The organism is Ktedonobacter sp. SOSP1-52, assembly GCF_016587395.1.
The window spans coordinates 2,979,788-3,000,009 of the sequence record NZ_BNJH01000001.1; the positions used below are offsets into that span (position 1 = coordinate 2,979,788).

Genomic DNA, 20,222 nt, shown 5'->3' on the forward strand with positions numbered 1-20,222 from the left:
CTCAGACTCGTCTCCCACGCAACTTTCCCAACAGGGAAGCCGCTTCTTGCACGAGCGGCTCCCCTGCTCTACGGATGAGAGCGCGAGGAGAAGGGCTAAACGTTCCTTCTCCTCGCGCTTGCTGAAAGAGAAGCACTCATGATACACTACAACACAGAACAGTTCTGTTTTGCAACATGGAAAGGGAAAACATGACCTCGTCACGTTCATCCGCACGTCAGCGTCTTCTGGAGACAGCTTCTGACTTGTTTTATCGGAAAGGTATTCGTTCCATTGGAGTTGACACGATTGCTGAGCAATCGGGAGTGGGAAAGCCAACGCTCTACCGACACTTTTCAACGAAAGACGAGTTAATTTCTGCCTATCTTGAAGAGGAGAATCGCCTTCATTGGCAATGGTTTGAGGAAGCGATCGCACCACACAAAGAATCAGCGAAAGCGCAGTTGTTGGCGGTGATCGATGCCACTGCCCAACTCCTGGCGAAACCAGGATATCGTGGCTGTGCTTTCTTGAATGCCCTGGCAGAGTTCTCTGAAGAAGATCATCCTGCTCACCGCCAAGCCATAGCATACAAACATGCTTTACGGTTACGCTTGTATCAACTCGGTCAACAGGCTGGTGCGCGCGATCCCGATGTATTGGCTGATCAACTCCTGCTAGTGATCAACGGGGCGCTGACTTCCGCTCCTCTCTTTGGTTCTTCCGGTCCAGCTGCTCAACTCACAACAATCGCAACCTATCTGGTTGATCTTCAATGTGAGGATACTCAAGAAAAACCTTGATGAGTCATATCAGGAAGCAAACGTTAGTACATACTTTGTTGTCATATGATGCGCCATATTGACACTCAGTCGCCTCACCAATCCGCACGCAACAGATTGGTAGCCACAGTGAGTAAACCACCCAAGGGCATCTTGAGCTGTAATGGTAAGAAGCGCTTGGCTGATCGCCTCTTGCAATGCTTCCGGAGTTCGAGCTCCGACGCGGCGTAAAAAGGCTTTCAGCTTCGAGAAGGCTTCTTCAATCGGTGACAAGTCGGGAGAGTAGGATGGGAGAAACAGGTGTTGGCATCCCCGTGCCTCGATGGCTTGTCGAACCTTTTCTCCTATATGCGTACTCAAATTGTCCAGGATGACAATTTGTCCGGCTTGTAAACTTGGGGCCAGAATCTGTTCAATGTAAAGTTCAAAAACGGGAGCATCAGCCGAGCCTTCCAGGATGAAGACTTCGCCCATTCCTTGAAGCGAGATCGAAGCCAGAAGCGTGATATTGGCTCGTCTATTGCGTGGAAGAGCGCCATATGTTCGTTTCCCTTTCGGAGATCGAGCATACAAGCGAGTTAAGGCAATGTTCGAGCCGCATTCATCAATGAAGACCAATTTCCCTGCATCAAGGGCTTGGGCTTGTTCTCGCCAAGCTGCGCGCTCCTCGTCCTTCTGTTCACTTGCTTGCAACGTCTTTTTTCTTGCGCGTCCAGTTCAGGCGTTGGATCGCACGACTCATCGTTGCAGAGCTGACCTGCCCCCCTTGAGTGGTTTCCCAAATTTGGCAATGTTCTGCAAGCGTCGCATCGGAGTAAGCATCGAGTTGAGATAAGAGCCCAGCTTGCAGAGCCGCACCTTTCCTCGCCGGGCGTCCTGGAATCGGCTTCGCTCGCACATCACCCGTTTCACGCTGGCGCTTGAGATATCGTTTGAGTGTCGCTAATGAGATCGCAAACATGGCCACGATTTCCGCTCGTGATCGTCCTTGATCCACTGCGCGAAGCACGCGCAATCTCAGATCGTATGAGTAAGCTTTCATGCTTTCATCATGTCATAAAAGCTCAATCTTTGTGAAGACCGCTGTAGAGAGTGACTGGAAGCTCCGCTGCGCGAGGTGGTGATCAGTTCGTGAAGGAGAGAAGAGGGCCTGTGGGGGTGATGCGAAAGCCGACGTATGAGCGGTTACAAGAGGGGATGGCGGCGCGCTTTTGGCGTTTTCTCGAGCGGGCGCGATCCCGGTGCGAAGATCCGCGGTGGAGGGCCTACCGAGAGACACTCTATTTGGAGACGATGGAAGCCTACCTTCGTTTGTGGGATGTTGAGGTGCAGGGGATGCGCTATTGGGCGACCACCATTGCGAGTGTCGCTGTCTACCCACGGTTTGAGGGGAAAGGGCACTTTTCGATGTTTGTGGATGTGGTGAGGACGCTCAATCCTGGGGAAGCACTGTGTCTGGAATGTGTCTTGAATCCGCAGCTTCGTGCCTGGTGTCGAGGGCATGGCTGGATTGAGGAGCCGAAAGAACACGCCCGCTCCTTTACCAATCCTTCGTTTTATTGGGTCAAGCCGGGGGCGCAGGGGATTGGGAGTGTCGAGGGGTGGCATGCGGGTCAGGAGGAGAACGGCAAGAGGGGATTGAACTGGGACACATGGACGTTGCGAGCATTGCGGCCCTATGAGGAGTGGAGAGCCAGGCGCCTTAATCCCCCAGTTCTCCAGGTGGAAGCAGGGCGAGTGCGTGGAGAGGGCTGAGTTGGCCGAGGAGGATGGATGTCGATCCGTTTCCTCCAGAGGGGACAAGGGGGGTGTGCTGGATTCACAAATCGGGGAGATCGAGGCCTGCATCGGCGATGTAATAACGGCCGTCGAGGGGTGAGCGTTCGACGACGCAGTAAGGTTCAAGTGGCGGCAGGTCGTGGGTGAGGGGAGGTTGTTGTGCGAGCCAGGTGGCCAGGGCCTCTGGGAGGTCAGACATGTGGGGAGCCAGCCAGGCAACAAATTCCAGGGCTTGCTCAGGCGTCAGACGGATGCGGCGACCATCGGGGAGCAGTATTTCGAAGGAAGTGTCCATAGGTATCTCCTGAGTAGGACAGCGTACGAGGGGCCACTGGTCTTTCTCTCTCTTAAGAGTATACAGCATTCCTCCTTAGAGGACGGCAGGAGGAGCGTGATAGGTCCTAGTGCATTCTCAGGGGACTTAATCGGGAATATATGTGAAGACCAACTTTCCACAGCACGGAGTTGGTCTTTGCACTGGTGAGGCTTTCCATTACACTGGCTCATACTGCACAGGTTGTCGAGCAGTGCAAAAAAGCGCCGCAAACTCTACTGTAAAAGGCGCCGAGAGGCATTCCCACAAACGCTGCTTTCCTGCATAAGGAGGGTGCTCCATCATGACTGATCCTCTTTTCCTGCTTTTCTCGCCATTCTGGCAGATCAGCTTTCTTTTGCAACAGAGCCAGAGAAGCCTCGTGCTTCCGACTCCGCTCTCCGCACAAGCAAAGAGAGGTCAGGCACAGGAACTCGCTTGCTCCTCCGCTAATATACAATGGAGAACATCAGATCTCTCCACGCTATTTATTTCCCCGTCGCATGCCCTGGTACAGTGGAAAGTTGGTCTTTACAAGGAATGTCTCTCTGTATATACTATTATTCCGCAGTATTACCGCAGCGGTTTTTTAGGATGAAAATTGGCAGCGTTTTTACGCGAGAAAGAACTCTCACATGCTAGAAACCCTCGATTCTATTCCCTGGAACAAACTGGAACACGCATATGGTGAAGCCAGTGAGGTGCCTGATTTGATTCGTGCTCTTGCCTCACCGAAGGAAGAGATCTACAAAGGTGCCATTCGTCGTCTCTGGCATGCAGTTGCCCACCAGGGCACGGTCTATAGCTCAACCGCCTATGTCGTTCCTTTCTTCTGCGAGTTGTTGGAAGCTTCTGAGGTACAAAATAAGACTGAATTACTTGCATTTCTAGAGGCGATCGCACATGGTGCTCCTTATTCTAATGTCCATATGCTCAATAAAGAACGCAGGGAAACTCCTGAGGCACAGTTGAAGATTACCGATGCATTCAGTTGGGTGCAGAACGCAAGCGATGCTGTAAGCGATGGCTATGCAACCTATCTGCGTTTATTGCAAGCACCAGACGAGAAGCTTCGCGCCTGGGCAGCTTATACTCTCAGCCGTTGTCAATCGCACAGAGCAAAAATAGCACCTGATATGCAGCAATCTCTTTCAACTGAGGTTGTCCCCTTTGTCCGTGCCAGTCTTCTCTTGAGCCTGGGGCAACTTCTCGAAAAGAGCGAAGAAACGGCTTTCTTTTTCACAGGCCTTTTACAAGAGGCAGAAAATCCTCTTGGCCAAATTGCCACAGCCATGGGTTGGGTCTTCGCTATGCGAGAGCAGACCAGCCAGGATGCCCTGAGGATACTTCTCCGGGGCTACGAACTGTCTTCAGATGTGAAAGAACGATTCAACGAACTTCCCTTTGCCGAGTCCGATCTCGATACTTCCATTAGCATTGCTCTGCTCAGCTTTGTTTTTGGAGACCTGGAAATCGCGCGCAATACAACCGTTTCCGACCTCTCGGATCTTCAACGGAATATACTCACGACCATCTATGAAAACGAGGATATCTGGGAGCCTGGCAAGATGGATTTCGCCATCGGAGCCTTCTTTGGATCTGAATTCGCCGAGATGAACTGGGAGAGTATGATCGAGGATTTTCTGGCTGGACAGCCTCTTTTCCAGGAGTAACTTCGGTGATCTGGATGTGCGAAACCTGCATCCCTTCCGGCAGGGAAAACTTCAGCATAATGCCGATGTCGCTTATAGCACTGTGAAACGGATGTTTCGAGACTCGTATTCCATTACCATGACCGAAACACATGCATGGCTTTCCTCGATGGTCGAAATACCTTATCCTCTTTTGTAAACTAGAGCATATTTGGGGCCGGCGCAGCGGACCGCCGCGAGTAGTGCAGTGGAAAGATGGTCTTCACAATATATGGGATGATAAGGTGCCATGAAGTTTTCATCTCCCTTATCGGGACACGAGTTGCTGGTTTTCAAAGTACCAAAGCGTGGGATGTTCAGAAAGACCATGACCTTGACGAATGGAGTATCCCACGAAGCCTTGGGAATCGCTGATGGGAGCTAACCACTGCAACAATCGCCAGACGCCCCCTTCTGCGTCATCGTGTATAGCAATCTGAAAGCTTAAGATGTAGGGAGGTCCAGATGGGGTGAACCACTGAGCGTTATCGCGCTGACGAAAAAAACGCGAGAAATAGCCGTAGCCCTGATCGGGATCGATCTGTAAGATGGTGCGCCATGCTTCGTATTGTTCTCCTTCAAATAATGCTTCTGCCTCAAAAAACGGATGGTCTGATGGAGCATCGAACGGATACTCGTGCGTTCGGACCAGATAGCGAAGGGTATCAAGGAACTGTGGATCAAGAGCAGAGGAAAACGTGCATTTGATGGTGTATTCATAGTGGTCACTCATTGGACTTTTCTCCTTGTAATGAGAAACAGATGGAGTTAGGCCGCAGGGAGCGACAAATGCGCCCATGAGCCAAGAAATGCGGCAAAAAACTCGCATATTCCCTCCGCTTGAGGTATATTTGCTTCAAAATGTATAAAGCAGATTCTGCATTGAGAGATCGTTTTGCCTTGATCGCAAGATTTTAGTAGAAAGAAACCAATGAACCTGGAACAACACATTGAAAATCATTTCGGCTTGAGTTCCGTCATATGCGAGCCACTCAACACGCCGACCAATGATGTTTTTGCCGTCACCACACCGACAGGTCGGTTTGCCCTCAAACTGTACCATCTTCAACGGACAGCTCCCGAAGTCCAATGGGAGGTAGACCTCACCGTCCATCTCATACGAAATGGTGCCCCAGTAGCAAAACCCATACGTGGCAAGCGGGGATATGTGGAGTCTTTCTGTCTAGACGAGCGAGATCGTGTGGCTGTCCTTTTTGAATGGGCACCAGGTGAAAAGCCGAAACCTGCACGAGACACCTACACTCTCTTAGGGAAAGCGGCTGCCCACATCCATCAAGCGGCTGATACCTTTACTTCTTCGTTGCCTCGTGAGAGCTATGATGCTCACACCCTCATCGACGAACTGCTCCAGCGGATGAACAGGCACCTCTTGGAGGCGAAGAGGTGGGAGCAGGCAGTTGCTTTGGGCGCACGCTTGAAGCAGGTCATCGCGAATCCAGCCTTAGATCGCGGAATTTGCCATATGGACCTCTCACTCGACAATGTGCATCGCCATGGTGAGAACATAACTGTCTTCGATTTCGACAGTGCGGGAGCATGTTGGCGTGCAATGGAACCGCATTCCATTTTGAGATCTTCACAAGCATTCTTTGAAGCATGGTTGGACGGCTACCGCTCAGTCCGGCCTTTCAACCCGCACAACGAACAAGCCGTAGCAGCATTCTGCATTCTTGGTGATTTGCGAGGGGTCACCTGGGGTCTTGGTGTCGCCCGTTCATCACGCGGAAAACCACTTCTTGGGATAGCAGATCTCCCAGGCATTGTAGATACGTGGCTTGATTGGGAGCGTAAGAAGATCTGTTTTTGATCCTCGAACGGGGTCTAGCACAGATTGGGGAGTTGTCGTTCAATCATTGCAGAGCCATGAATTGATCCCAGAGAATCGCTTCACAAGCGGTTGAAGAAGCGCGAAACAAGAGGCTTGATGAGTTCGAATTACCATGAATGTGCCAGACCCACACATCGGATCATTTCCTCAATCTGTTTCCAACGATGAGTACTCATCTCACCCTTGAAATGTGTGAAAAAAAGCATCGTCAATTTATGTGGCACAACTGCCTTTGTTTCTCCCTTACCATGAAGCCCGTGTATATGCATTTTATGCCATTTTACCTGGGCTCTTGGACACATTCGGTGTGCCTCCCACATGGGCCCAGCAGAGAGATGGAGTCGTTTGAGACTATTCTGTCTTAGAAAGGACAGATTGCACAGATATCACAGCAAGTGATTACTCCAAGAGATGCTCAAGCGTCGTTCTGTTTTCTCTTAGCGCCAATTCATTGGCCAGGGGATCAGGATTACCGAGAGTCGCTTGATGCGCCAGACGCCAAGCGAAGAACTTTGCCAATTGCGCATGGTGCAAGGCCTGGTAGAATTTCACCCCTTCCAACTCTTGTGGCTGGATCGGGGCTTCAGCCAGATAGCTCTGCAAGAAACAGTCAGTTTGAGCCTGGCTAAAAGAGAAAAGCTCTGCTGTAAGAGCCACATCGAACAGAAGCGGTCCCCAGCCAATCGATCTCCCAAAACGCTCCCGGATACCGGCGAATGTCCCGGTCCTTGGGCAGCGCCACTTTTTTAAGATTCGCTTCAAAGAACTCGGTTTCGAGGAGAAGCAATTGCGGATCTTACGCCTCTATCAGCAGTACTTGCAGGCGGAGGCCATTCCGCCCGGGCCGAAGATGTTTCAGGAAATCGTGCACAGCGTCCTCGACGGCTTGTCAGTCGAGGTGCTCTTCCCAAACGCGTACAAACCGTACTATATCTCGATTGAGAAAATGGCGAAGAAGAGCGGCGGCGAGCGGTTGACCGCGATCGTGCTCCTGTTCTGCACCCTCATTCGCTTCCGCGAGGTCGAGCGCACAAAACACCACCACGCGTCGAGCTGCCTGATTCTGGATAATCCCCTTGGATCAGCTTCCCGCCTCTCATTTCTGGAACTTCAACGAGAGGTTGCGCAGAATATGCGCGTCCAGCTGCTCTACTTTACCAGCATCGACAGCCCCGAAGCGAGCCGGATGTTCTCCAATCTCATCTACTTGCGAAACGATAAAGTTGACGCCGAGACAGGTGAGCAATTGGTCAGTATGCAGCGCTCCGTCATACAGACGATGCGCGAGAGCTTTCTGTTGGATGCGCAGGTGTCACATGAGTGAATCTCACGCCCTGCAACTGGTGCCCCCTGAAATTCAGGATGTGTGGGATGCTCTCGGCGAAGAGAGAATGGCGCCTTTTTTCCACCGCCTGGCGGGAGTGGGCAGAAGGCAGATCCCTCTCTCGTCCCTGTGGGCGATTTTCGCAGAGGTGTTCCCCCTCGACGATCTCACCGGGGTACAGCGACGTTCCTGGCTGCTTGCCCTGCTCCTCAAGGGGGTGAGGGAGGAGGTCATGTCTTTTCCCTCTCCTCGGGGGCAGAATTGGGACCGGGCGATTCAGCCGCCTCTGCCGCTATGGGTCCGCGTGCGCGAGAATCCCGAACGGGCGCGTTTGCCTCCCGCGCGCTGGCGGTCCCATCCCTGGGTCCCCCAATTAGATGGTAAATACCCTACGAAATACCCTACGAAGCATGATGACTCTCTGAGTCAGAGAAAATGATGAAAATGGGATACAATACCCAGGAGGCCAACGTGTAGAGATCGGCTCACAGTGGTGTGTTTCAACCCGTCTACGAAGCTGATCCGGGTGCGTCCAGCAGAGCTGATTGTCGCCACGTCGTAAGCCGTGAGCACGCGTAGGAAATGTGCGCCCAGAGAGGCGCGAGAACTCTTGCCATCGGAGGATGGTGCTACTGAGAGAAGGTAGCTAAACCAGCATCTTACCTCGAACCGAAAGGGGAGAGTGGACAGGAGCATGATGCCAAAAGGCCGGTGAAGCCCGAATACCACGGGCCAGATGTCGGTCAGGTAGGTCGTCTATGGTAAAAGCTGATTGCCTAAACGCAAGTCTTGGTGGGAAAACGCGGCCCATCGGGCGCAAATGGTATCGCTGCCCGATTTCTGATGTCACAACCAAAAGTTTCCTGGTGTATGAACTCTCCATCAGAACCAGCCCATAGGGAATGGGAAGAGACGTAATGCGTACCTAAGGACGAACCAGAGTTCTCGTGTAACCTGGGGATCGCCTACACGCCGTGAGGCGCAAGGCGACGGAGGAACCATAGTACCCAAACGCTCAGGGCAATGCCTGAGACAGGGGGAAGGGTTCTAGAGAGGAAGTTCCATTCATTGAGGTTGACTTGGATGAGTTACAAGACCTTTGAGCGACTGGAACGCCTACGGACGTTGAACAGTAACAGACAATGGAAAAACCGCGATCTGTACAGGCTGATGTACAAAGAAGACTTGTATATTCTCGCCTACGAACAGATCAAGTCGAAACCTGGAAACATGACCCCTGGAACAGATGAGGAAACACTCGATGGGTTTTCTCTAGAAACCATTCGAGAAATCATTCAGGAAATGAAGACCGAAAAATTTCAATTCAAGCCTGTGCGAATCACCTTCATCCCAAAGGCGAATGGCAAGATGAGAAAGTTGGGTATTCCGTGTGTAAGGGACAAAATTGTCCAACAGGTCATGTATTTGATCCTTACGACGATTTACGACAGCCCGAACACACCCTATTTCAGGGAGACAAGTCATGGCTTCAGACAGAACCACAGTTGTCACACAGCTTTGCGTGAAATTAGGCGGAAATGGTCTGCCGCTAATTGGCTTATCGAAGGAGATATTCGCGCTTGCTTTGATCATACATCTTGATACTCCTCTCAAAAATGGAGCGTCTTGAGCGTTCCCTTGGTAAGCTGGGCGAACTCTTCGAGCGTGCTGGGCTTGTCAGGAAACAGATACAGGTGGGTTGTCGCATCTCTGCTGATCTGGATCGTGCCATTGTGAATGCGATCATAGATCCAGTGTGGAGCGATGTCAAGCCTCTCTGCCAGTTGTGAAATGGTGAGAGCCCCCTCGATATGGCGCGGATGGGACTGGCTACGTACTTGAAATTGTCTGTGCTTCAAGCGCATGCCTTGAACGGTACTCGGCAACACAAAGGGCTGCATCGGCGAACGAAAGCCCTGGGTGGTCAGCTTCTGCGCAATCTCCTCGTCTGTCTGCCCTTGCGCGCTCCACTCAAGAGAGAGGCGTTCCATTTCTTGCGCTCCAACCAGATCGGTGAGGGATCCCACTGCAACCGGAATGTTCAGCGTGGTCGTTTCTCCACCTCGCCACACGATGCGTGCATGAACCGTTTCCGGAAGAGGCCGATGGATCACCACCTTGTCAATGAGGCAGCGCAACAGCGCCTTTTTCTGCCGCTGTGCCACGTCCCCTTGCCGCCAGAGTCTGGGCAGGTGCTGCCCAATGGCTTGAAACAGCTCCTTCTGCTCCTGACTTAAAGAGGACAAAGCGTTCACCGGCGTGGGCGATGGGGTTCCTGCTTCCTCAGCTCGCTTGAGTTCCGTGAGCGCCATCTCCCATCGTCTTTCGAGCTCTGCGGCGACCAACCGATTCTCTGGATCGACGTGCAAGAACTGTCGCTCGGCAAGGGTGGCTTGGTACCGCAGACGTTCCAGATGCTGCTGGTGGGCATGCAAGATCTGCGCAGTCGCCTCCTGTTGGGCGGCGACCGCACGTGCATACACGTCCAGTTCGACAGGGGAGAGCGCTTGGAAGAAGGCTTCTACCACCTGCATGTCCACGGGATCTGCCGCAATATCCTGGCAGACAGGAACGCCGTACTTTTGGCGCAGAAAGTTGCAGAGATACCGTGTCCCGCCTTTGTATTGCACCACCATCTTGTGCCCGCATTCGCCACAATACACAATTCCATGCAAGAGCGCAGCCCCATCCCGGGGGACGCCACGGGTCTTGTTGCGATCATACTCAGCGTAATTGTCTAGGAGCATGGCCTGAATGCGTTCGAAGAGGTCCCAACTGATGTAGGCAGGATAAACACCCTTGACGCAGATGCGCCATTCCGACAGGGGCAGGCGAATGGTTTTGGCTCGACGGGCTGTCCGATCTGTCCGCAGGGTACGCGTACGCCCGTAGACAAAGGCGCCAGCGTAGGCGGGATTTTTGAGGATCTCGAGAATGGCTGCTCCCGTGGGGCGTTTCCAGGCCACGTCCCCAAAGCGATCTCGTCGCGGAAGTTGGAGAGCATGCTCGTTGAGAAAGTGGAGCACTCGGCTGGCCGATCGCAAGCGCACAAAAGAGGCAAAGATGAGATCGATGCGATCCTGAATCTCGCAGTTGGGGTCTTTTTGTACATGGCCCGCAGCATCACGCACAAGTCCAATGGGCAGGGGAAGGGCCAAATCTCCCCGCTGGGCCTTGTTGAGGAGTCCAGCTGTCATGCGAGCACGGATCGTGTGCAATTCGAGTTCCGAGAGTTGCCCCTTGAGTCCGAGCAACAAGCGTCCATTGGTCGTAGCAGGATCGTAGATGCCGTCATGATCGGCGATGAGACAGCCTCGATAGCCGCAGACATCCAGCAGCGGATACCAATCGGAGCAGTTGCGTGAAAGACGCGTGACTTCGGTCGAGAGAATGATCCCTACCTGTCCTAACGTCACTTTGGTGACGAGTTCTTGAAAGCCGGTGCGTTGGTGCGCCGAGGCTCCCGTGATGCCCAAATCCGCATCAATGATTTCAATCTCCTCGGGAGGCCATCCCAGGCTACGAGCCCGCTGCTGGAGGCCATATTGCAGACGTAAGCTCTCCTGATTGGTGAGCACTTGATGCAACGTCGACTGCCGGATGTAGATCAAGGCTTTCTTTTGTAGATGGAGCGGGGTGACCAATTCGGATGTGCACTTCATGGGCATCTCCATGCTCGCTGGGCTCATTGTGCTTACGGACGTACTCATACAGCACCTCCTGAAGAATCAAGGAGAGATCGTCTTGGATACGCTGTTGCACCTGGGCAGGCAGACGTATCCAGAGATGAGAGGGAAGAATGGATGCAATCACGTAGCGCCTCGCAATCCTCAGCCACATGTAACAGATCGGTGACACTCTCAGCAGTGAGTTTGCTGAAACCTGGTGACCGAGACGGAGCCAGTGTAGTGCATGCCAGAGGAAGGCACAAGAGCATCCCATCGCGATACGCCACGAAGACGTGCCCATCCTCATGAGGGGACGAGGTGATGGAAACCAGGCTGAAACGGCGTCCGAACAGGGGATGTCTGGGATCGATGACCTCAATCTCTCTCAGGGTTGGGTTATCTGGGTTCTTGAACCGGGTATTGAGTTGTGCGATCGTTCGACGAAATCCATCATGGAACCCTTGTGACTATCCTCAAACAGAAGATTCAGGATCAACGATTTCTCAACTTGATCTGGAAACTGCTGAATGCAGGATATATGGACCTTCATGGAGCAAGAAAGGATAGTCTGATTGGTTCTCCGCAAGGAGGAATTCTCAGCCCAATACTCGCGAATGCGTATTTACATGAACTTGATGAGTTCGTGGAAGAGCTACGTCAGAAACGGGAAAAGGGGGAGAGCAAAGGCCGAAATCTGGCGTACCAGAGGCTCTCGAAAGCGAAAGCAAAACTGGTAGCCCAGGGGAAGACAAAAACCAGGGAGTTCAAGGCACTCGTCCAAAAAATGAGAGCTTTACCCTCCACAAACGTGAATGATCCAGAATTTATTCGGATCAAATACCTGAGATACGCCGACGATTGGATCATCGGAATGAGTGGGAGCCGCGCCCTAGCTGAAGAAATCAAACAGGAAGTGAAAATCTTCCTGCACGACCATCTCAAACTCACCCTGAATGAGGAAAAAACACGCATCACCAATGCGAGAACCGAAGAAGCCTTCTTCCTCGGAACCATCCTCAAAATGGGAAATAGCGGTGTAGCGAAGGTGACTCTGTCAGCCACCAACACGGGGAAACGAGTCAAACGTCGCTCCACTGGCTGGGAAACCGTCATGAAAGCCCCGATGCCGAAACTCTTGAAGAGATTAAGCGAGAGAGGCTTCTGTACGAAAGAGGGCAAACCCATCCCACGATCAGGTTGGGCCTACTTAGACGTAGATCAGATAATCTCTCTCTACAACGGCGTGAACCGTGGTATCCAGAATTTTTATCGATTTACGGACAACTGGCGACAACTTGGCCGAATTCAGTACATTCTTCGTTTCTCGCTCGCCATGACGCTAGCGCGCAAATTCAAAATCACCACCCCTCAGGTCTTCAAACGCTTTGGGAAGCAACCGACCTATGTCATGAAAGGCAAAGAGGGAAAAGAGGATCGAACCATCTCATTTTACTACAATCAGGACTGGGCCAAAAAGCGGGAGGCGTTCCAAACTGGAATATCTCCCGATATCGACCGCATCCAGATTGCAACACGAATGAGAACGCGCTCCAAGCTTGGGCGGCCATGCTGCATCTGTGGAGAGACACTGAGACAAATTGTCATGCACCATGTTCGACATATACGGAAGTTATCCAACAAAAGGGAAGCAACCGGTTTTAACCGCATCCTACGCATGTTGAACCGAAAGCAGATCCCTGTCTGTGAGACATGCCATCGGAAAATTCACCGAGGAGAATACGATAGCCTCAAGTTATCCGAACTCTCGTATGTCCCATACTGAAACAATGAGCGTAGCGACTCTTGGAGAGCCGGACGCTGGGAAACCCGCAAGTCCTGGTTCGGTGGGGAGAGGTTGGCACTCTTCGGAAACGAAGAACCGGCCTCTTACCCGACTTGTGTCTTACTTCGCACCTCTCGTTGGTCTCGGCGAAGACGAACAATGCGTATCGAGAGAGGGAAGAACTGGTATGCAAGTAGTCCATGAGCGTTGTTGCGGCTTAGACGTGCATAAAAAGACGGTAGTCGCCTGTATTTTGATGACCCAGGCCAATGGAGAAGTTCAGCGTCATATCCGAACCTTCTCTACCATGACAGCTGGTTTGTTGGCACTTTCTGATTGGTTAGAGAGCCTGGCTGTCACGGTGATCGCTATGGAATCGACCGGAATTTATTGGAGACCGGTGTTTAACTTGTTGGAAGAGGGCCGCAGCGTGATCCTGGTCAATGCTCAACATATGAAAGCTATTCCAGGTCGCAAGACCGATATAAAGGATAGCGAGTGGCTCGCCGATTTATTGCGGCATGGACTCCTCAAAGCCAGCTTCATCCCACCTGCTCCTGTTCGTGAACTGCGTGATCTGACGCGATATCGCAAGACATTAGTGCAAGAACGGGCCGATGAAGTCAATCGGTTGCATAAAGTCTTAGAAACGGCCAATGTGAAGCTGACGGCAGTTGCAACCGATGTACTGGGCAAGAGCGGACGTGCGATGCTCGACGCGCTAGTGAAGGGGACCACCGATCCTGAGATTCTGGCCGAGCTCGCCCGTGGCCGGTTACGCCAAAAGCTTCCACAATTGCAAGAAGCCCTGGATGGTCGAGTTGAGGCTCATCATCGTCTGCTGCTCAAACATATCCTGGCTCATGTTGCTTTTCTAGAGCAGACTCTCGAGCAGCTGCAACAGGATATTGAGGAGCGGCTAGAGCCCTATAAGGATGCGATGACCTTGCTGATGAGTATTCCTGCGATTGCCGAGCTTGCTGCTGCAACCATTCTGGGTGAAATTGGTGATGATATGACACGTTTTCCTTCAGCCAAACACCTGGCGTCCTGGGCAGGAGTTTGTCCAGGCAACAAGCAAAGTGGAGGCAAACGGCTCAGCGGCAAGACGACCCAAGGCAATGCCACGTTACGGGCCATTCTGGCAGAAGTGGTCTGGGTGATCTCGCACATGAAAGATAACTATCTTTCCGCCCAGTACCACCGCTTGGCGCGTCGTCTGGGAAAGAAGAAGGCGGTTGTGGCGGTTTCCCACAGCCTTCTGGTGATCATCTATCACGTGCTCTCTACCAAGCAACCTTACCGCGATCTGGGGGCAGACTATTTCGAGCAACGAGATAGCACGCGGCTAACACAACGTTCTGTCCGGCAACTTGAGGCTCTCGGCTACACGGTGACACTCGTTCCCAAGGAGGTTGCTTAGCGCGTCGGGTTAGGATTCTGATTTTCATAGGAAGTGAGCAGCTCGGGCCCTCAAACATGGAACATTGCCCTCAATCTTGAGCACTGGGACAAAATTTCCTGGAAAAGCCGCTTCCCATCAGGTATACTTTTTCCAAAACCTGTAAATTGCATTCCTCTCTTTGGATTGATGAACCCTGGAATGGGCGTATGCGGATGGGGACACCGAGGTACGGGCCGAGAAGCTCGAAAGAGCCGCAGAGCTTCTGGTGCTGCGTCGGAATACGCTTCGGATTATTGATGGAGCAGGACCAAGTATCGAAGACCCTCCATCGGAATCTACAGAACAAGAGAACGGGAACGGAACGAAGTCAGAAACAGACCCAGAACGAGAAGCTGTACAGGCTGATGACGGGCTTCACGCAACAGAAACGGTGGAAACGGCGCAAGAACAGGAACACACAAGCAAAACAGCCAACTGCACGTTTTCTGGAGAGTTGGTTCCCATTGATCTCAACCGATTTGTCCTTGCCAGTGACGCATAAGCTATCCAGTAGTTGGCTTGTCAAGCCAGTCGAGAACCGTGCCGAAAATCGGTATAGTTCAGCTTTTGACGCATATCCGTGACTGTGGCACCATTTTTGACAGAGTTCGTGTCCATTGGGCGACAAGGTGAGCGTAGAAAATTTATTTTTTGAGGAGGTTGAGCAAATGAAATATTATAAAAAAATTACTGGTAATCGTTTATATCTCTCACCTATAAATACCGATGATGCAGAGAAGTACATAAAATGGCTGAACGAGAAGGCAGTAGCCAAAACATACGCTCAGTATTCATCGGTAGTATCATCGAAAAATGATTTGAAATGGCTTTTTGAGCCTGCAAATGGGGTACATCGTTATGCTATAGTGCTCCTTGACGGTGATGTATTGATTGGTAGCATCAGCCTACACGACATCAACCACCTAAACCGTAATGCTTTCATTGGCATTTTTATAGGCGAGGAGGAGCAAGGCAAAGGTTATGGTACTGAAGCCATTCGGTTAATACTTGGCTATGGATTCAACACAATGAATCTTCACAACATCATGCTTTCCGTCCATTCTGACAATTATGCGGGCATCGCTTCTTTCAAAAAGGCGGGTTTACGGGAAACAGGACGACGGCGCGAGTGGGTATTCAAAGACGGAAAGTACATAGATGTGATTTACATGGATATATTGGCACGCGAGTTCGAAGAATAATGTGTGCTTGGATAATAACCACGCAGTACAAGCATTATCTACATTCACATTTTATTCCAAAGGTGGGCATTGGCTCTATCAAGCTCATCGGTTCCCCCTAAGGACGGAGAACCATGATTCCCTCTCGAATTAGTGGCTGTAGCTCTGCTGCCTCAAGTGGCTTCTCAGGCCAGTGAACTACTTTGCTATTTTGACTCATAAGCTGTCCGGCCGGTCATTGACCCATAAACGTTCCGATCAGGACAAAGAGATTGTCAAACCACACGATTTGCCGCGAGTTCCATTGCTTGGTGGAATGTCCTGACTGTGGAAGAATGCGTTCGCTCTCCCCGGTCAAGGGCGTCCTCCGGTTCAAAGCGCACACCCGAGCGCCGGGCAGCAGACTCCTCTGACAGAGAAACGTTGGTCGGCCACAGGAAAAACAGACTGGGATGTTGTCGGCGGGTAGATCTCTATCTCAAATCACGAGGCGTGGGAGCCATCGCGAACGATGTGCATGCTATCAAAGGAGAGTGACCGTGACGCCTGACGCCATATTTGCCGAGCCCAAACTGGCCGAAATCTATGACCTCCTCATGCTGGCAAAAGCCGAGTGGCTGTTGGATGTACCAGAGTTCTTGCTCTACGCGCCGCGCCGTCGCTTGTTCTGGCAAAATGAGAAAGGGGAAAGCGTTCGTAGCCTTTCCCATCCTTCTTGAAAAGAAAGGTTTCCTGTATGTTCACATCACTTCCCCAGACGAGCGAAGCGTTTGAACGTTTAAGCTGGGTAGAGATTGAACCCTGGTACCGGGAGTTACTGGAGAGTCCTCTTGCGTCGGAAACGCTCCAGCCCTGGATGGCCCAATGGTCGGATTTGAGCGCCCTCGTCAATGAGACGATGATGCGCCTGGATATCGCCTGCACAACAAACACGGCAGACGAGGAGCGTCCCCGGCGCAAGCAGCGGTTCATGGAAGAAGTCTCTACTCCACAGCAGGCGCTGGATCAGCAGATCAAAGAGCGTCTGCTGGCCAGCCGACTGGAGCCGGAGGGGTTTGCGCTTCCGCTGCGTAATCTACGCGCGGAGGCGGCGCTTTACCGCGAAGAGAATCTGCCACTGTTGCATGAAGACAAGGCTCTGGATGACGAATACTACCAGATTGGCGGGGCACAAATGATCACGTGGGACGGGGAAGAGAGACCAAAAACCACCGTGGAAAATGTCCTGTTTCATCCTGATCGCACACAACGAGAACGAGCCTGGCGTGCTATTGCGGAGCGTGAAGCTGAAGATCGCGAAAAGCTCGATGCACTCTGGATGAAAAAGATACATGTGCGCCAGCAGATTGCGCGCAACGCCGGTTATGAGAACTACCGCGATTATCGCTGGCAGCAATTGCTGCGCTTTGATTATACCCCGGATGATTGCAAGGCATTCCACAGGGCTGTTGAGCAGGTTATCGTGCCAGCAGCCAGCCATCTCTACGAGAAACGCCGGAAGCTGCTCGGTGTGGAGAAACTGCGCCCCTGGGATATGCAGGTCGATCCACGGGCGAGCGAGGCGCCGCGCCATATCTCTGATGTCGATGGATTGCTGCGGCAGTGCATCCCCGTTTTTCAGCGGATCGATCCCCAACTGAGAAGCTACTTTGAGACCATGCTCCAGGAGCAGCTTTTCGATCTGGAGGAGCGCCCAAACAAAGCGGACGATGGCTACAATCTGCCGCTAGAGGTCAGGCGCCGTCCTTTCATTTTTGGGCACGTGAATGCGATTACCGACGTTGTGCCGTTGATCTTTCACGAAATGGGGCATGCCTTCCACGTCTTTGAGACCATCTCTCTGCCTTACATTCACCAGCGAAAAGAGGAGGCCATACCACTAGAGTTTGGCGAGGTTGCATCAACCAGCATGGAATTTATTGGGGCCATGCATCTTCACCAGGCCGGCCTTTGTACAGAACAGGAGGCGGCCCGCCTGCGCATCCAGCACCTGGAGAATATGCTTACAAGCTACTTGCCACTCATTGTTATGGGCGATGCCTTCCAGCACTGGGTTTACGATCACCCCAGACAGGGAATGGATCCAGAGCAGTGCCGGCAGAAGTGGGCAGAACTCTCGCAACGCTATCAACCAGCAATCGACTGGAGCGGCCTGGAGAGAGAATGTGGAAGTCGCTGGCAGGGGTGCTGCACTACTATTGCCTTCCGTTCTACTTCATCGAATACGCCTTTGCCGCGTTAGGCGCTTTGCAGATCTGGGACAACTATCTCCACGATCAAGAGACAGCGATCCGCCAGTATCGTTTCGCGCTCTCTCTGGGTGCGACAAGAACGGTACCTGAACTCTATGAGGCGGCTGGAGCACGATTTGCCTTTGACACGGGTATGCTTGAGTATGTGGTGCAGTTGATCTCCCGGACGGTAGAAGAGTTAGAGGCGCAAGTGTAACGAAACGCCTGCGTCCCACTCCAGTATGGAAACGTTGAGATGAAATTGGTGCGCATTTTGCCCTTTTCTGTTTGATAGGCGGTTTTCACGAGCTTCGAGAAGACCGATGAAATGAGGAGAGAGGGAACAATTCATCCACAAAACAATTCCCAAAGTTCCGCCAATTTCATCTCAAACTTCACAGCGTGACTTCTCATTCTCCCTCCAATTTACAAGATGTCGCTGAGAAAAGTCTGACGAGGAGCGGCTTTTCCAGGAAAATGTGTCCCAGTGCTCAAGATTGAGGGCAATGTTTCACATTTGCGGGCTAGATCCTCTCACTTTGTAGGACATTTACCAGGTGCTTCCATAACTATTCTAGGAACTGTAATGGTTTTGGTTTGGAAGATCCGGTTAAAATAGAAGGAAAAGTCGTAGAACAAGAAGCGAGGCATTCATTAGGGGCGCAAAGGGACCATTTGTCTGATGCAATAGGAGAAGCTTTCTCCACCCATTGCGGAAAGCCTTACTATAGGCTATCTCAGCTCCGTTCAATTTGAACGAGCTAATAGTTGATTTTTTACTTTCATGTGTCTGTAAAATCGGTTCTCCGTATCTTTAATACTCAACAATTCAAACGAGGTTACGAAAAGCAAGATCGAATATCCTGTTTAATAGGGTTAATGTCCTAGAAGCATTGGAGGGCACTTATATATATTATATAAGTGAGAAATTTATAGAAAATGATCAAAATATTACAGCAGCGTAATTTTATTTTTATTTGGTCTGCAGGTCTTATTTCGATTTTAGGCGATTACGCTCTGATCATTGCACTGCCATTACAGGTGTATTTATTGACTGGATCAGCATTAGCGACAGCAGCAATTTTTATTGCTAACTATCTCCCTGGTATGTTACTTGGCTCAATTGCAGGCGTGTTTGTCGATTGTTGGAATCGCAAGAGTATCATGGTTTGGACCACTCTGGCTCGGGCAGCAGTGCTTCTACCTTTAATCCTTGTGCGTTCTTCTGACTGTCTATGGCTATTATATCTCTCGGCGACCGCTGAATCTGCAATCGGGGTATTTTTTATGCCGGCACAGAATGCTCTTGTACCACAAGTAGTCAAAGAAAGTGACCTTATAGCAGCAAATTCCCTCAATGCTCTTAACATTAATATTGCAAGATTAGTAGGAACTGCCCTTGGAGGATTACTATTTACACTTATCGGTTTAATAGGTGTTGTTCTTATAGATTCAATCACCTATCTTGTAGCAGGCCTCCTGATTTCATTGATTACAATGGTAGCAAAGCCATCAGGAAAGACAAGTGCGGTTAGAGAACTGCGGCAAATCTGCCTCTGGAAGGGATGGATTCAAGGGTTCCAGATCATCGTGGGGAATCGGACCCTGATCCTGATTTTTATAGTAGGAGCTGCTATATACCTGGCAGAAGGTATATTTAACGCTCTTGGGTTAGCTCCGTTTGTGCTCAAGGTATTGGGAGGCAGTGCCGCATATATTGGTTTCTTACCATCAGTACAAGCAGCCGGAGGACTCATTGGCGGTACATTGCTTGCTCGCTTTGGGAAACACATCTCTTCAGGCCGCCTGCTCTCGGTAAGTGCGATTGTTTTAGGGCTGCTAGAGCTTGCGATCTTCAATGCTGGTATGCTCGTAATCCCAGGTTTATCAGTGCTGGTTCTTCCACTTATTTTTTCCTTTCTTGCAGGATGTCCCGAAGTGGCAACGCAAGTGACTTTACTGACCTTAATGCAAAGTAGTACAAGCGATGTGTATCGTGGAAGAGTTTTTGGATCGATTGGAACTATACAATCAGCAATGATGATCATGGGAATATTATTTGGAGGAATATTTGGAGATCACATTGGCATTGTCCAAATTTTGAGTGTGGGCGCGGCTATATATATATTGGTGGGCCTGATAACTCTTTGGCAGCTACGCGTACCACAGAGAGACAAGAGTCACGAACAATAATGTAT

20 protein-coding genes are annotated in these 20,222 nt (G+C 51.3%); 14 read left to right on the plus strand and 6 right to left on the minus strand.

The window, feature by feature from the left end; all coding sequences use genetic code 11:
• Nucleotides 1-191 precede the first annotated feature (191 nt).
• Complete coding sequence (locus JMJ16_RS14330; protein ID WP_201382224.1) at nucleotides 192-782, plus strand: TetR/AcrR family transcriptional regulator; 591 nt, start codon at nucleotides 192-194, stop codon at nucleotides 780-782.
• Between the two features lie 9 nt (nucleotides 783-791).
• Here JMJ16_RS14330 and JMJ16_RS54275 read toward each other — a convergent pair whose 3' ends face one another.
• Together JMJ16_RS54275 and JMJ16_RS54280 are read right to left on the minus strand one after the other, a co-directional pair.
• A complete protein-coding gene (locus tag JMJ16_RS54275) occupies nucleotides 792-1,454 on the minus strand; it encodes an IS630 family transposase (RefSeq protein WP_236601487.1) in 663 nt (220 codons plus the stop codon).
• Entirely contained in the window at nucleotides 1,441-1,803 is a 363-nt protein-coding gene (locus JMJ16_RS54280) for an IS630 transposase-related protein (protein WP_236601488.1), read from the minus strand. The genes JMJ16_RS54275 and JMJ16_RS54280 overlap by 14 nt, the downstream gene beginning before the upstream one ends.
• Before the next feature lie 110 nt (nucleotides 1,804-1,913).
• On the opposite strand from JMJ16_RS54280, the gene JMJ16_RS14340 reads away from it, so the two are divergent.
• Nucleotides 1,914-2,516 carry a hypothetical protein gene (locus JMJ16_RS14340; RefSeq protein ID WP_201382226.1) on the plus strand — a complete coding sequence of 201 codons (603 nt, stop codon included), beginning with the start codon at nucleotides 1,914-1,916 and terminating at the stop codon, nucleotides 2,514-2,516.
• Between the two features lie 64 nt (nucleotides 2,517-2,580).
• Here the strand turns inward: JMJ16_RS14340 and JMJ16_RS14345 are convergent, their stop codons facing one another.
• Nucleotides 2,581-2,835, minus strand: a complete 255-nt coding sequence (locus tag JMJ16_RS14345; protein WP_201382228.1) for a hypothetical protein — start codon at nucleotides 2,833-2,835, stop codon at nucleotides 2,581-2,583.
• Nucleotides 2,836-3,488: 653 nt separating this feature from the next.
• Here JMJ16_RS14345 and JMJ16_RS14350 point away from each other — a divergent pair.
• On the plus strand, nucleotides 3,489-4,526 hold the full coding sequence (locus tag JMJ16_RS14350) for a hypothetical protein (RefSeq protein WP_126601643.1): 1,038 nt from the start codon (nucleotides 3,489-3,491) through the stop codon (nucleotides 4,524-4,526).
• Nucleotides 4,527-4,812: 286 nt separating this feature from the next.
• Here the strand turns inward: JMJ16_RS14350 and JMJ16_RS14355 are convergent, their stop codons facing one another.
• A complete protein-coding gene (locus JMJ16_RS14355; protein WP_201382230.1) occupies nucleotides 4,813-5,277 on the minus strand; it encodes a hypothetical protein in 465 nt (154 codons plus the stop codon).
• A 198-nt stretch (nucleotides 5,278-5,475) separates the two neighbouring features.
• Between JMJ16_RS14355 and JMJ16_RS14360 the strand changes: the two genes are divergently transcribed.
• Nucleotides 5,476-6,372, plus strand: a complete 897-nt coding sequence (locus tag JMJ16_RS14360) for a phosphotransferase enzyme family protein (protein WP_201382237.1) — start codon at nucleotides 5,476-5,478, stop codon at nucleotides 6,370-6,372.
• A 420-nt stretch (nucleotides 6,373-6,792) separates the two neighbouring features.
• On the opposite strand, the gene JMJ16_RS14365 is transcribed toward JMJ16_RS14360, so the two are convergent.
• Nucleotides 6,793-7,155 (minus strand): hypothetical protein, encoded by a 363-nt coding sequence (locus JMJ16_RS14365; RefSeq protein ID WP_201382239.1) that lies wholly within the window; start codon nucleotides 7,153-7,155, stop codon nucleotides 6,793-6,795.
• 25 nt (nucleotides 7,156-7,180) lie between these two features.
• Here JMJ16_RS14365 and JMJ16_RS14370 point away from each other — a divergent pair, with 25 nt between their 5' ends.
• The 3 genes from JMJ16_RS14370 to JMJ16_RS14380 all read left to right on the plus strand — a co-directional run bounded on the left by JMJ16_RS14370 (nucleotide 7,181) and on the right by JMJ16_RS14380 (nucleotide 9,319).
• Nucleotides 7,181-7,717, plus strand: a complete 537-nt coding sequence (locus JMJ16_RS14370; protein ID WP_201382241.1) for a hypothetical protein — start codon at nucleotides 7,181-7,183, stop codon at nucleotides 7,715-7,717.
• Nucleotides 7,710-8,156: a hypothetical protein gene (locus JMJ16_RS14375; protein WP_201382243.1), complete on the plus strand. Its 447-nt coding sequence runs from the start codon at nucleotides 7,710-7,712 to the stop codon at nucleotides 8,154-8,156. The genes JMJ16_RS14370 and JMJ16_RS14375 overlap by 8 nt, the downstream gene beginning before the upstream one ends.
• A 644-nt stretch (nucleotides 8,157-8,800) precedes the next feature.
• On the plus strand, nucleotides 8,801-9,319 hold the full coding sequence (locus tag JMJ16_RS14380; protein ID WP_201382245.1) for a reverse transcriptase domain-containing protein: 519 nt from the start codon (nucleotides 8,801-8,803) through the stop codon (nucleotides 9,317-9,319).
• An 8-nt stretch (nucleotides 9,320-9,327) separates the two neighbouring features.
• Here the strand turns inward: JMJ16_RS14380 and JMJ16_RS14385 are convergent, their stop codons facing one another.
• Nucleotides 9,328-11,379, minus strand: coding sequence for a recombinase family protein (locus JMJ16_RS14385; RefSeq protein ID WP_201382247.1), 2,052 nt, complete (start codon nucleotides 11,377-11,379; stop codon nucleotides 9,328-9,330).
• A 469-nt stretch (nucleotides 11,380-11,848) separates the two neighbouring features.
• Here JMJ16_RS14385 and JMJ16_RS14390 point away from each other — a divergent pair, with 469 nt between their 5' ends.
• The 7 genes from JMJ16_RS14390 (at nucleotide 11,849) to JMJ16_RS14415 (ending at nucleotide 20,217) form a co-directional block, all read left to right on the plus strand.
• On the plus strand, nucleotides 11,849-13,168 hold the full coding sequence (locus tag JMJ16_RS14390; protein WP_236601489.1) for a group II intron reverse transcriptase/maturase: 1,320 nt from the start codon (nucleotides 11,849-11,851) through the stop codon (nucleotides 13,166-13,168).
• Nucleotides 13,169-13,355: 187 nt separating this feature from the next.
• Entirely contained in the window at nucleotides 13,356-14,591 is a 1,236-nt protein-coding gene (locus JMJ16_RS14395) for an IS110 family transposase (protein ID WP_201382251.1), read from the plus strand.
• Nucleotides 14,592-15,280: 689 nt separating this feature from the next.
• Nucleotides 15,281-15,814 (plus strand): GNAT family N-acetyltransferase, encoded by a 534-nt coding sequence (locus tag JMJ16_RS14400; RefSeq protein WP_201382253.1) that lies wholly within the window; start codon nucleotides 15,281-15,283, stop codon nucleotides 15,812-15,814.
• Nucleotides 15,815-16,332: 518 nt separating this feature from the next.
• Nucleotides 16,333-16,512, plus strand: coding sequence for a hypothetical protein (locus JMJ16_RS14405; protein ID WP_201382255.1), 180 nt, complete (start codon nucleotides 16,333-16,335; stop codon nucleotides 16,510-16,512).
• 17 nt (nucleotides 16,513-16,529) lie between these two features.
• Entirely contained in the window at nucleotides 16,530-18,035 is a 1,506-nt protein-coding gene (locus tag JMJ16_RS14410; RefSeq protein WP_236601490.1) for a M3 family oligoendopeptidase, read from the plus strand.
• A gap of 5 nt (nucleotides 18,036-18,040) precedes the next feature.
• Nucleotides 18,041-18,241, plus strand: a complete 201-nt coding sequence (locus JMJ16_RS54285) for a hypothetical protein (protein ID WP_236601491.1) — start codon at nucleotides 18,041-18,043, stop codon at nucleotides 18,239-18,241.
• Nucleotides 18,242-18,963: 722 nt separating this feature from the next.
• A complete protein-coding gene (locus JMJ16_RS14415) occupies nucleotides 18,964-20,217 on the plus strand; it encodes an MFS transporter (protein WP_201382257.1) in 1,254 nt (417 codons plus the stop codon).
• Nucleotides 20,218-20,222: the final 5 nt, after the last annotated feature.